The sequence below is a fragment of the Candidatus Dormiibacterota bacterium genome (assembly GCA_035532035.1).
Lineage (GTDB): Bacteria > Vulcanimicrobiota > Vulcanimicrobiia > Vulcanimicrobiales > Vulcanimicrobiaceae > Tyrphobacter.
Window position 1 is genome coordinate 17,754 of the sequence record DATKRS010000020.1, and the last position, 12,213, is coordinate 29,966.

Genomic DNA, 12,213 nt, shown 5'->3' on the forward strand with positions numbered 1-12,213 from the left:
CACGGAGACGATGCAGACGATGAAAAAGGTCCTCGCGGCGCTGGCGCTTCTCGGTGCGTCGTCGCTTGCCGCGACGAGCGCAGCACCGGCGGCTCATGCCGCGCCGCCGCAGGCCGTGCCGGCGTTTCCCGACGCCGTCACGCACCACGCGATCGTCGTCGACGGTCGAACGCTCGCGTATACGGCGCGCGCCGGCACGATCGACCTTACCAACGACAAGGGACAGCCGGCGTGCCGCATGTTCTACACCGCCTTCACGCTGGACGGAACGGATCCGTCGGCCCGGCCGGTTACGTTCTTCTATAACGGCGGACCCGGAAGCTCGACGGTATGGCTGCGCATGGGATCGTTCGGGCCCGTGCGCGTCGCGGTCGCGGACGGACGCATGACCGGGCCGCCGCCCTATCGCGTCGTTCCCAATCAGTACACCCTGCTCGACCGCACCGACGAAGTCTTCATCGACATGTGTGCCAGCGGCTACAGCCGCATCATCGGCGCCGGAACCCCGAAGGAGTTCTTCGGAGCCGATCCCGACGTCAAGTCCTTCGCGCAGTTCGTCGACCGGTACGTGACGCGATTCGGGCGCTGGAACTCACCGAAGTTTCTCTTTGGAGAATCGTACGGTACGCCGCGCTCGGCAATGCTCGTCGACTATCTGCAGAATCAAGGCATCGGCATAAACGGCGTCGTGCTGCTCTCGTCGATTCTCAACTTCGGGCTCTACGCCAGCACATACGGCGACAGCGTTCCGCAAGCCGGAGGGGACTGGTCGTACGTCCTCTATCTGCCCACGGAAACGGCTGCGGCGTGGTACCATCACCGCCTCCCCGCCGGTGCGCCGAGCGATCTCCACACCGCCGTGATGGAGTCGCGCGACTTTGCGATGGGCGAGTACCTGAACGCACTGGCGCAGGGCGCCCATCTATCGCGCGGTACGTACAACGACGTCGTTGCGAAGCTGCACAGGTTCACGGGCCTGTCGGAGAACTACATTCGCCTTGCGAATCTGCGCGTTTCGTATCAGCGCTTCCTCATGCAGCTCGAGCGCAACCAAGGCAAGGTCGTCGGACGGTACGATTCGCGCTACGAAAACGACGTGCTCGATAGCGCGGCGGATGAGTGGCCGTGGGACCCGACCGACGCCGCAATCGACTCTGCGTTCACGGCGGCGAACAATGCGTACATACAGCAAGGGCTCGGATACCGACCGCCGGAGAGATATCGCGTGCTCGCATACGCGCTGATTCACGCCGACGGCGGTTGGAACTGGCACCACAACAACTCGCCGGTGCTCAACACCGCGCCCGACCTCGCAAATGCGCTGACCTATAACCCCGGCCTGCGGGTCTTCTCAGCGAACGGCTACTACGACTTTGCGACGCCCTGGCTCGCGACCGTCTATACGCTCGACCATCTCAACCTCAAGCCCGATCTGCAGTCGCACATCACGTACGGCTTCTACGAGTCGGGACACATGGTTTATCTGCACCATGCGGCGCTGGTCCAGTTCCACTCGGATTTGGAGAGCTGGTACGCGCAAACGCTCGCTGGACGCTAGACTCCTAGCGCCTTCGAGGAATCTTTCGTAAGGTAGACGCGAGCATCGCGGAGAGCTTTTCGTAGGCGCGATGCATGTCGGGTGTCGGTGGCGCGTCGGCGCTTTCGACGGCCTGCTCGAGATTCTCGAACGCTCCGCGCAGCGCGCGCAGGCTCGTGACGTCGCGCGATGGGCCGCCGACCGAATCGTTGGGATTGGCGGCCGGCGCCACGCCGAGAACGGCCGGATTCGTCGTCCTCGTACGCGCTGCCGCGATCTGTGCGATTCGCCCTTCAATCGCCTGCGCGAGCGCGTACTGCGCGCGCAGGCCGGCGTCGCTTGCGGCGATGCGCGGGTCGCGCAGCACCGTGACGGAGCGCGAAGAGGTCGTGCCGTCGTGCGTCAGCCGCACCACGTAGTGCCCGGGCGGCGCGAGTGGGCCGGAATCGCTTCCGACGTGAAAGTTCCAGAGAAACCTATGCGTGCCGATCGCGCTCGAAGGAACCGGCGGAACCGGTGCCCACTGTGGTGGAAAATCGAGGCTCGTCGGATTCACGGCGTGCGTGGGACGATCGCTCGACCAGCGCCGCACCACGTTGCCGCGCGCGTCGAGTATGCTGATCGACACCGTACCTGGTGTGCGCACGATGTAGTCGACGTTGACGCCGTTGGGTGCATCCTGCGCCTGCGGCTCGTCTTCCGGATACGGCGTGCCTTCGTTATACCCAACGGCATGCACGCGATACGCTGCCGCCGGAGCGAAAAGGAACGCGCCGCCGTGCGAGGATTGCGCTTGCGCCATCTGACGCAGCGGCGAGATGTCGTCGAGAATCCAGAGCGCGCGGCCATGGGTCCCGACGACGAGGTCTTCGCCGTGCACGTCGAGGTCGCGCACCGACGAGACGGGCAAGTTGAGCTGGAGCGATCGCCAGTGATTTCCGTCGTCGAACGAGACCATCACGCCTCTCTCCGTTCCTGCGAAGAGCAGGCCGCGATGGAAGGGATCTTCGCGCACCACGTTCACGAACGAGCCGTTCGGAATGCCCTCGACGATCAGCCGCCACGTCTTGCCGCCGTCGCGCGTGCGATAGATGTACGGATGATAGTCATCCAGACGGTGACGGTCGACGACGACGAATGCCGTCGCCGCGTCGAAGTGTGACGGCTCGACGATCGCTATCTTGCTCCACGCCGTCACGCCCGGAGGCGTGACGTTGCTCCAATGCGCGCACGCGTCGCGTGTCAGCCACACGAGCCCGTCATCGGTTCCCGCCCAGAGCATGCTCGCGTCGCGCGGGGAGGGCGCGAGGGCGTACACGACGCCGTGGCGCCGGAGGCCGTTGTCGTCGGCGCGGGTCGGTGGATCGAGGTTCGGCAACGCGCCGGTGTGCGAGCGCGAGAGGTCGGGGCTGACGATCCGCCACGATTGCCCGCCGTCATATGACCGGAAGATCCGTTGATGCGCGTAATAGAGCGTCCGTCGATCTGCCGTCATGGCAAGTGGAACGGTCCACGTGCTTCGCCAGACGTGGCGTGGATAGGCAAGCGTCGGATCGAGGTTGCGTTCCCAGCCGGTGTCGATATTTTCGAGCGTCACGGGGCCGCCGGCAAAGTTCGCTGCCGAGCCGTAGACCGTAGCCGGATGCGGCGGGTCCGCGATGATGTACCCGTCCTCGCCGCCGGCGTCGATCCAACGCGCGTCGATTGCGGTAATCGTAGAGTATCGCCCCGTGCTCCGCGTGGCAACGCTGCCCGAATCTTGCTGCGCGCCGTAGACCCAGTACGGGAAGCGGTCGTCGGTGCTCACGTGGTAGAACTGGCCCGTCGGCTGATTGTACCAAGAGCTCCACGTCTTCGCTCGATCGACGCTCACGATCACTCCTTGATCGCTACCGAGAACCATGCGGCTCGCGTCGGCGGGATCGATCCAGAGCGTGTGAAAATCGTCGCCCGTCGGATCGCCCTTGATGGCGACGAAGGTGCGCCCGCCGTCGGTCGAGCGATACGTCGACGTATTCATGACGTAGACGACGTCGGGGCTCTGCGGATCGGCGGTGATTCCGCCGAAGTACCACCCGCGCTGCCAGAGCCGTACCTCGCCGTTCGTGCGATGCCACGACGCACCGCCGTCATCCGATCGATAGATGCCGCCGTGGTGCACGTCGCTATCGACGACCGCGTAGACAAGCTGCGCGTTTGCGGCCGAGAAGCTCACGCCGATTCGGCCGGCGTGCGCGGGCAGCCCTTGCGTGACGTGCGCCCACGTTGCGCCGGCGTCGTGCGTTGCGTAGAGCCCGCTGGACGGACCGCTAGAGGGAGGGTAGACGTTCCACGGCGGCCGGCGCGTCTGCCACATCGCGGCGAGGAGCGTGTGCGGATCGCGCGGACTCATTGCCAGATCGATGGCGCCGGTATTGTCGTTGAGGTAGAGTACCTTCGCCCAGTGCGCGCCGCCGTCGGTCGATTTGAAGACGCCGCGCTCCGCGTTCGGTCCGTACGCATGCCCGAGCGCCGCAACGTACACGACGCTGGCGTCGTGCGGATCGACGACGATACTGCCGATTTGGCGCGTGTCGTCCAGGCCGAGGTGCGTCCAGTGACCCCCTCCATCGGTGCTCTTGTAGACGCCGTTTCCGTAGGCAATGTCGGAGCGCATGTCGGCTTCGCCGGTTCCGACGTAGATGACGCGTGGATCGCTGGGCGCGACGGCGATCGCGCCGACCGAAGCGATGTCTTGCGAATCGAAGATCGGTCTCCACGTTCTTCCAGCGTCGAGCGTCTCCCATACGCCGCCGTCGACCGCGCCGAAGTAGAAATGATTCGGCTGGCCGGGAACGCCCGTCACGGCGAGGGCGCGGCCACCGCGAAACGGCCCGATAAGGCGATAATGGAGGCCGCCGAAGTATGAGGCGGGCGCCGCAGACGCGGGCACAACGAAGAGCGGCGCGGCGAACGCTGCCGCGAGCAGAGCGCAAAGATGGCGTCGCATGACGCTGTAACAGTTAGGGGTGCAGGCTCATGCGCCTGCCCGCCGCAGCGCGCCGCGAACGACAAGATAGGCGAGCAGAGCCGCCGCAATCCATGCGTAGATTCGCAGGCGCGGTGCCGCCTTCCTGATGCCGGCGCTCGATGCCGCCGCGTGGGCATCGTAGACAGCGAGAACGTCGCCGGCAACTGCGCGCAGCCCGGCGTCGTACTCTCCCCGCCGGAAGCGCGCCTCCATCGCTCGCCGAATCGCCGCAACGTGCCGTGCGTCGAACCACGCCGTGGGCTGCGCGATCACGGCGTCCCGGCGATCGTCGCGATCGACGTAGAGTAGCGTTCCGCGAACGCCTTCTTGGTAGAAGAGCCGCTCCGCTTCGCTCTCCACGACACCCGATGCTTGTGCGCCCGCCAGCCGGGGAACGGTGACCACGACGAGCTCTTCGCCCGTCGCTGCGCGCGTTGCGGCGATGCGCCGCTCCACGCCGGCGACGGTGCGCACCGAGAACACCTGGGCGTGGTCTTGGACGAAGAGCACGCGTGCGGAGTTAGTGGCCGGCGGTTCCGGCGACGACGAGCATCAAGCCGCCGACGACGCTGAAGGCGAAGACGAAGAGAAAGACCCAGATTCCGGCCCTGAGCCAGCGCTGCCGGCGCATGCGCTTGGAACGGGTTTCGTGGCGTACCTTCACGAGCTCTGTGCCTCTCTCTCGCTCGCCGGGGCCCATAGACGCTCGAGGTTGTAGAACGAGCGCTGCTCCGGCGTGAAGACGTGCGCGATGACGCTTCCGAGGTCGAGCAGGATCCACCCGCCGTCGGCGTGGCCTTCGATGCGCGCGAACCGAAAGCCGGCGGTCTCGACTGCGGCGACGATCGCCTCAGCGATCGAGCGCACCTGAACGCGCGAACGCCCGCTGACGATCGCAAACGTATCGGCGAGAATCGTGCGCTCGCGCACGTCGATCGCGACGAAGTCTTCGCCTTTTTTGTCCAGCGCAGCGTTGCGCACGATATCGATCACGTTTCTACCCCAAAAGCGCGGGCGGCAGCGAGAGCTCGCGGTGCCGGCCGGAGGCCTCTCGCGTGTATGTACCCGATCGTCGCGGCGAGCGTTGCGCGCATCGCCGCGGTCCGGTCGCATTTGGCGAGTTCCCAGAGAGCGGCGCGCTCGGCGAAGGTACGGCCCGGCTCCAGGCCGTCTGCAAGGTAGACCGCGCAATCGAGCGGCGACATTTCAGCATCGCCCAACGTGTGCTTTTCGATGGCGGAGAGCACCTCGAGATCAGTCACGGCGAAGCGTTCCCGAGCGAGCGCAGCGCCGAGCCGCGCGTGGAGCAGAACAGGAGCGGCGCGCTCCGCCTCGTCGATGGCGAGCCCACGAGCCGCGCACTCGGCAAGGAGGCGTTCGGGAGCGTAGAGGCGCGCCAGATCGTGCAGCAACCCGGCCAAACGCGCCTTCCCGGAGTCTGCGGCGTAGAGCAGCGCAAGGATCTCCGCGCAGCGCGCGACGCGCACGCAATGAGCGTAGCGATGTTCTTGGCCGATCTCCTCGCGCACGCGGCGCGTAATCTCGTGATAGGTCAGCCGCCGTCGGCCTCGCGCAGCGCACCCAGCCGATTGCGATAGAGCTCGCTCTTGAGATTTCCAGCCCACATGACGAGCGCGTTCTCGTTGTTGTCGCTGTAATAGGCCTTGCGCGCAGTAACCGTCGTGAACCCGTATTTCTTGTAGAGCTGCTGTGCGACGACGTTGCTCTCGCGCACCTCGAGCGTCATCCACGACGCGCCTCGCGCCAGCGCTTCGTCGACGAGCCGCAGAAGCATCGTTTCTCCGAATCCGCGTCCGCGGTGCCGCGTGCCGACGGCGATCGTCGTAACGTGGGCGTCTTCGAGAATGACCCAGATTCCGCCGTAGGCGACGATGCGTCCGTCGTATCGGCCGACGAAGTAATGCGCGAGCTTGTTGGCGGCAATCTCGTTATAGAACGCATCCGCCGGCCATTGCGTCGCAAAAGCTTCGCGCTCGATACGTAGGACGTGCGGAACGTCTCCCTGCGCCATCGTCGAGATCGCGAGCGTCCCGCCGGCCGGAGACCGTTCGAGGTCGGCCTTCACCCGCGCTCTCGGTCCGGTAGACGCGGAACTCGTGCGGCCGGAAGCTCGCCGTACTCCGGGAGAACCTCGTGCAGGCTGTGCGCGGGCGTCGCCGACCGCGCGAGCATCGCGACGGCGGCTGCAGGGACCGCGGGAGCGGGAACGTGCTTCACCTCGATGCCGCGTTCGGCGAGGACTTCGAGCACGTCCTCCGCCTGACCGAAAACGGCGAGGGGGCCTTCGTCCGAGCCGACGAGGCGCGCGACCACGTCGGCCGGCTCGCCACAGGCCGTCGCCCTGCGTTCTCCGTCGCGCAGTCGCGCGCAGACGACGCCGCGTCTTGCGGTAACGACGCTCAACGCCCGCTCGTTCGTACCCTCCCCCTCGAGAAGATCGAACGACGACACGGGCACGAGCGGCAGGCGCCACGCGAGCGCAAGCGCCTTTGCGTACGAGATCGCTATGCGTAGACCGGTAAACCCTCCGGGGCCGGTCCCGACGGCGATTCGGTCGAGATCGGCCTGCGAGCGGCCCGCGTCCTCCATGACCGCGCAGACGAGCGCGAGCCCGGCCTCGAGCGCCCGCTTGCCGTCCTCGCCGCGCTGTGCAACGACGCGATCGTCCTCGGCCAGCGCCGCCGAAAAGACTCCGAGTGCGCCCTCGAGGGCAAGTACGATCATTGCGGCGGAACGATGGCGACGTGCCTCACGCTGTCGCCGGCACCCGAGATCTCGATCTCGTAGCGCCGCCGCGGCAAGAGATACGCGGCGTTGCGCCACCACTCGACGATGACGACGGCGCTGCCGTCGAACGCCTCTTCGATCCCGAGCTCCACCGTGTCGGCGGCCTCCGCGATGCGATAGAAGTCGAGATGCTCGACGGGAGGATCTCCGTCGTAGCGGTGGCGGAAGGTGAACGTCGGGCTCGTCCCTTCGTCGCGGCCGTGCAGCGCGCGCACGAGCCCGCGGGCGAACGCCGTTTTCCCGCAGCCGAGCGGACCCGAGAGCGCGACGACGTCACCCGGGCGCAGCAGCACCGCGAGCTCCGAGGCAAGCTCGTGTAGCTCTCGCTCGCTCTTGCAAGTGCGTTCGAGTGCGGCGTCGAAGAGATGCACGTTACGTTCCATGAATAACGATCTCATACAACAGGTCAACGTCGAAGATGAGATGCGCGAGAGCTACCTCTCGTACGCGATGTCCGTCATCGTGGCGCGCGCTCTGCCCGACGTGCGCGACGGTTTCAAGCCGGTTCAGCGGCGCATCCTCTACGCGATGCGCGAGATGGGGCTCGAACCCTCGAAGCAGCACCGTAAGTGCGCCGGTATCATCGGTGAGGTGCTGAAGAGCTATCATCCGCATGGCGACGGGTCCGTCTACGACGCGCTCGTGCGCATGGCCCAGGATTTCACGCTGCGCTATCCGCTCGTCGACGGCCACGGCAACTTCGGCTCAATCGACCCGGATCCGCCCGCAGCGTACCGCTACACGGAGGCTCGCCTCGCGCGGACGTCGCTCGACGTTCTCGCGGACATCGACAAAGAGACCGTCGCGTTCGTTCCTAACTTCGACAACCAAAGTACCGAGCCGAGCGTTCTCCCCGGACGGTTGCCGCAGCTGTTGACGAACGGCTCGAGCGGCATCGCGGTGGGAATGGCGACGAACATCCCGCCGCACAATCTCGGCGAGATCTGCGACGCGCTCGCCGCGCTGATCGACGATCCCGCCATTGACGTCGAAGAGCTGCTGAAGTTCGTTCACGGGCCCGACTTTCCGACCGGCGGCACGATCCTGGGGCAAGAGACGATCCGCGAAGCCTATCGCACCGGCCGTGGCTCGATTACGATTCGCGGCAAAGCCGAGATCATCGAAGACCGCGGCAAGCACAAGATCGTCATCACCGAGATTCCCTATCAAGTCTACAAGAACCGCATCGTCGAAGCGATCGCCGAGGCGCATTCCGAGAAGCGCATTACCGGTATCGCGCGGCTGGACGACGAGTCGAACCGTAAGGGGATGAAGGTCGTCGTCGAGCTGCAACGTACGGCGACGCCCAAAGTGGTGCTCAATCAGCTCTTCCGGCACACGCCGCTGCAGGCGAGCTTTGGGTTCAATATGCTCGCGCTGGTACCGGTCGGTCCTCCGCGCGCGAACGGCAGCGTTGCGCTCGAACCCCAGGTGCTCACCCTCAAGCAACTTCTCGAGCACTTCGTCGCCCATCGCAAAGACGTCGTTACCCGCCGCACGGCCTACGACCTCGCAAAGGCCAAGGAGCGCGCGCATCTCCTCGAGGGCTACCGCATCGCGCTCGACAACATCGACGAGGTCATCGAGATCGTGCGCGGCAGCCAAACGACCGACGAAGCCAAGACGCGCCTCTCGAAGCGCTTCTCGCTCTCCGACGTTCAGGCGCAGGCGATCGTCGACATGCGTCTGCGCACGCTCGTCGGGTTGGAGCGGCAGAAGATCGAGGACGAGTACGCCGGCCTGATCAAGACCATCGCGGAGCTCGAGGACATCTTGCGCAGCCCACGCAAGGTCGCCGCCATCATCAAGAACGAGACGCTCGATCTCAAGAAGCGCTTCGGCGACGCGCGGCGCACGCAGATCGTGCCGGCCGAGGACGAGTTTTCCGTCGAGCAGCTGATCCCGAACGTCGACGTCGTGGTGACGTACACCGTCGGCGGATACATCAAGCGCGTCTCCGTCGACACGTTCCGCACGCAGAACCGCGGCGGCCGCGGCGTCATCGGCATTTCGAATCTCAAGCGCGAGGACATCGTACGCAGCTTCTTCGTGACGAAGACGCACGACCACGTGCTGTTCTTCACGAACAAGGGACGCGTCTACCGGTTGCGCGCGTATGAAATCCCCGACACGACGCGCCAAGCGCGGGGCACGGCACTCGTCAACTTGTTGACGCTGCCGCCGGGAGAAGAGGTCACCGCCGTCTTCCCGATCGACAAGTTCGAGGGCGAGAAATATCTCGTCATGGTGACGCGCCGCGGCGTCATCAAGAAGACGAAGCTCGGCGAGTTCGCCAACGTGCGGCGCAGCGGTTTGATCGCGCTCAATCTCGACGACGGCGACGAGCTGCTTGCGGTCGATCTCTCGGACGGTTCGCGCGACATCATCCTCGGCACGCTGCGTGGCATGGCCGTCCACTTCAACGAAAAGGGCGTGCGGCCGATGGGACGCAACGCACGCGGCGTCAAGGCCATGACGCTCGAGGACGGCGACGAGATCGTCGCGATGGACGTCATTGAAGACCATCGCCGCGAGGTGCTGCTCGTGACCTCGCTCGCCTTCGGCAAACGCACGCCGATCGACGATTACCGCCACACGCAACGCGGCGGCAAAGGCGTCAAGGCTTTTGCCAAGGAGCGCGAGGACATCGGGCACGTCATCGATCAGGTCATGGTCGCACCCGACGACGAGATCCTCATGATCACGTCCGCGAATCAGGTCATCCGCTTGAAGGTCGCGGGCATTCGCAAGACCGGACGCTCGGCGAAGGGCGTGCGGCTGCAGCGGCTCGGCGAAGGCACCGAGGTGATCGCCGTGACGAACGTGGGCAAGCAGGCAAAGCAGATCACCGACATCACGGGCGAGCCGACCCAAACGGAGCTGACCACGTGACCGCTGCTTTCGTTGCAGGCACCCCTTCCTCGAAGACGTTCGTCGCGCGCGTCCTTGCGCGCTCCTACTTGATCGGATTTGCGCAACTTCAAAGGAAGTTCGCCGTCCATGGCTTTTGCGCAAATCTCTCACACTTCTCCGAAGAGGTGCCTGCAACTCAAGCATGCTACACGGGGTCTTTGGAGAGGAGGAGATACAGCAAAAGCGATGAGTGCGATAAATGACGTGACGCAGGCGAGCTTCGAGAGCGAGGTGCTCAAGAACGGCGAGCCCGTGCTAGTGGACTTTTGGGCTCCGTGGTGCGGCCCGTGCCGCATGCTCTCGCCCGTCGTCGAGAAGGTCTCGCAGAAGTTCGCCGGCAAGGCGAAGTTCGTCAAGGTGAACACCGACGAAAACCCGAGCGTCACCGGGCATTACGGCGTCTCTGGCATCCCCTGCCTCATCCTCTTCAAAGGCGGCCAAGTCGTCGATCGCATCGTCGGATACGTTCCCGAGAACGCGATCGTCTCGATGCTCGCGAAGCACGTCGCAGCGTAAGCTGCGTTCGACGAGGCCCGAAACGCCCTGCGTCGAAGAGGCGCGGATGACCGATGCATTCGCCTTGCCTAAGGCGGAGCTGCACCTCCATATCGAAGGCACGTTCGAGCCGGAGCTGATCTTCGAGATCGCCGAGCGCAATCGCATTGCGTTGCCGTACGCGAGCGTCGAGGAGCTGCGCAACGCGTACGCCTTCACCGATCTCCAGTCGTTTCTCGCCATCTATTACTCCGGAATGCAGGTGCTCCGCGCCGAGCGCGACTTCTACGATCTGACGATTGCGTACCTGCGGCGTGCCGTCGCGCAGGGCGTGCGCCATGCGGAGATATTTTTCGACCCGCAAGCACACCTCTCGCGCGAGGTCGCGTTCGACGTCTTCGCCGGCGGCATCGTGCAGGCGCTATGCGACGGCGAGCGAGACCTCGGCATCACGTCGCATCTCATCATGTGCTTCTTGCGCGATCTCTCTGCGGAGTCGGCGATGGAGACGTTCGAGCTCGCGCTTCGTAACCGAGAGAAGATCGTCGCCGTCGGCCTCGATTCCGCCGAACGTGGGAACCCGCCCTCGAAGTTCGTGCGCGTCTTCGATCGCGCGCGCGCGGAGGGTTTCCTGACCGTCGCGCATGCGGGCGAAGAGGGACCGCCCGAGTACGTTACGCAGGCGCTCGATCTCTTGAAGGTGGCGCGCGTCGATCACGGCGTGCGGTGCATGGAGGACCCGGCGCTTGTGGAGCGGCTCCGGCGGGAGCGCGTCGCGCTCACGGTCTGCCCGCTTTCCAACGTGCGGCTGCATGTGGTCCCGAGGCTCGAAGAGCACCCGGTCAAACGCATGTTCGATGCCGGGTTGCTGGTAACGATCAACTCCGACGACCCGGCCTACTTCGGGGGGTACGTCGCGGAGAACTATACCGGAGTAGCTGCCGCCCTGGGATTCACGGCCGAGGCGCTCGCCACGCTCGCGCGCCATTCATTCGAGGCCTCTTTCCTCGAGGAGCCGCTTCGGCGGCGCTACCTCGCGGAAATAGACCGCGCGAGCAGAAGCGAGCTGCAGGACGCCACCTTCCCGTAGTCTAACCAGCCCCTAATAAAAAGATTCCGCCTTTTTCCTATTTGGGGGTAGCGCCGTGCACAGGTTCCATCTTCGCTCGCTCGGATATCTCGCGTCACTGGGCCTGCTCGCGGGCGCACTTGCTGCCTGCACCGGGGGTAACGGTACCTCGCCCGCGCCCGGGGCATTCCCGCCGCTCTCGCCGGGCGGTACGCCGCACGCGCAGTACGTCGTGGTGGCAAACGTCATCACCCAGTCTCTGCTCACGTACAACCTCGGGACGGGGAGCATACCGAATAGCGGCAACCTCTCGCCGGCGTACAACAACCACAGCGGCACGATCTTCCAGCCGTTCTTCATCTTCAACGATTTCAACAGCAA

Annotated in this window: 12 protein-coding genes; 5 read left to right on the top strand and 7 right to left on the bottom strand. The window is 65.2% G+C overall.

The window, feature by feature from the left end; genetic code table 11:
- Window positions 1–19 precede the first annotated feature (19 nt).
- Window positions 20–1,558 carry a peptidase S10 gene (locus VMV82_06980; protein ID HUY41295.1) on the top strand — a complete coding sequence of 513 codons (1,539 nt, stop codon included), beginning with the start codon at window positions 20–22 and terminating at the stop codon, window positions 1,556–1,558.
- Between the two features lie 4 nt (window positions 1,559–1,562).
- On the opposite strand, the gene VMV82_06985 is transcribed toward VMV82_06980, so the two are convergent.
- The 7 genes from VMV82_06985 to tsaE form a co-directional block, all read right to left on the bottom strand.
- Entirely contained in the window at window positions 1,563–4,526 is a 2,964-nt protein-coding gene (locus VMV82_06985) for a hypothetical protein (GenBank protein HUY41296.1), read from the bottom strand.
- Window positions 4,527–4,553: 27 nt separating this feature from the next.
- Window positions 4,554–5,057, bottom strand: coding sequence for a TPM domain-containing protein (locus tag VMV82_06990; protein ID HUY41297.1), 504 nt, complete (start codon window positions 5,055–5,057; stop codon window positions 4,554–4,556).
- 150 nt (window positions 5,058–5,207) lie between these two features.
- Window positions 5,208–5,540 carry a ribosome silencing factor gene (gene rsfS, locus VMV82_06995; GenBank protein HUY41298.1) on the bottom strand — a complete coding sequence of 111 codons (333 nt, stop codon included), beginning with the start codon at window positions 5,538–5,540 and terminating at the stop codon, window positions 5,208–5,210.
- Entirely contained in the window at window positions 5,537–6,076 is a 540-nt protein-coding gene (gene yqeK / locus VMV82_07000; GenBank protein ID HUY41299.1) for a bis(5'-nucleosyl)-tetraphosphatase (symmetrical) YqeK, read from the bottom strand. The genes rsfS and yqeK overlap by 4 nt, the downstream gene beginning before the upstream one ends.
- Window positions 6,077–6,099: 23 nt before the next feature.
- Window positions 6,100–6,633, bottom strand: coding sequence for a ribosomal protein S18-alanine N-acetyltransferase (gene rimI / locus VMV82_07005; protein ID HUY41300.1), 534 nt, complete (start codon window positions 6,631–6,633; stop codon window positions 6,100–6,102).
- Window positions 6,630–7,292 (bottom strand): tRNA (adenosine(37)-N6)-threonylcarbamoyltransferase complex dimerization subunit type 1 TsaB, encoded by a 663-nt coding sequence (tsaB, locus tag VMV82_07010; GenBank protein ID HUY41301.1) that lies wholly within the window; start codon window positions 7,290–7,292, stop codon window positions 6,630–6,632. The genes rimI and tsaB overlap by 4 nt, the downstream gene beginning before the upstream one ends.
- Window positions 7,289–7,753, bottom strand: a complete 465-nt coding sequence (gene tsaE / locus VMV82_07015; protein HUY41302.1) for a tRNA (adenosine(37)-N6)-threonylcarbamoyltransferase complex ATPase subunit type 1 TsaE — start codon at window positions 7,751–7,753, stop codon at window positions 7,289–7,291. Before tsaE ends, tsaB begins: the two co-directional genes overlap by 4 nt.
- On the opposite strand from tsaE, the gene gyrA reads away from it, so the two are divergent.
- The 4 genes from gyrA to VMV82_07035 form a co-directional block, all read left to right on the top strand.
- Window positions 7,737–10,247, top strand: coding sequence for a DNA gyrase subunit A (gene gyrA, locus VMV82_07020; protein ID HUY41303.1), 2,511 nt, complete (start codon window positions 7,737–7,739; stop codon window positions 10,245–10,247). The genes tsaE and gyrA overlap by 17 nt on opposite strands.
- 108 nt (window positions 10,248–10,355) lie before the next feature.
- Window positions 10,356–10,784, top strand: a complete 429-nt coding sequence (gene trxA / locus VMV82_07025) for a thioredoxin (GenBank protein HUY41304.1) — start codon at window positions 10,356–10,358, stop codon at window positions 10,782–10,784.
- Window positions 10,785–10,830: 46 nt separating this feature from the next.
- A complete protein-coding gene (locus VMV82_07030) occupies window positions 10,831–11,853 on the top strand; it encodes an adenosine deaminase (protein ID HUY41305.1) in 1,023 nt (340 codons plus the stop codon).
- Window positions 11,854–11,908: 55 nt separating this feature from the next.
- Window positions 11,909–12,213: hypothetical protein (locus VMV82_07035; protein HUY41306.1), on the top strand; the 305-nt coding region annotated here is incomplete at its 3' end.

Coding starts and splice junctions, on each gene's coding strand:
- tsaE (HUY41302.1), bottom strand. CDS start 7,753: ATGAGATCGTTATTCATGGAACGTAACGTGCATCTCTTCGACGCCGCA.
- tsaB (HUY41301.1), bottom strand. CDS start 7,292: ATGATCGTACTTGCCCTCGAGGGCGCACTCGGAGTCTTTTCGGCGGCG.
- VMV82_07030 (HUY41305.1), top strand. CDS start 10,831: ATGACCGATGCATTCGCCTTGCCTAAGGCGGAGCTGCACCTCCATATC.
- VMV82_06980 (HUY41295.1), top strand. CDS start 20: ATGAAAAAGGTCCTCGCGGCGCTGGCGCTTCTCGGTGCGTCGTCGCTT.
- VMV82_06985 (HUY41296.1), bottom strand. CDS start 4,526: ATGCGACGCCATCTTTGCGCTCTGCTCGCGGCAGCGTTCGCCGCGCCG.
- gyrA (HUY41303.1), top strand. CDS start 7,737: ATGAATAACGATCTCATACAACAGGTCAACGTCGAAGATGAGATGCGC.
- trxA (HUY41304.1), top strand. CDS start 10,356: ATGGCTTTTGCGCAAATCTCTCACACTTCTCCGAAGAGGTGCCTGCAA.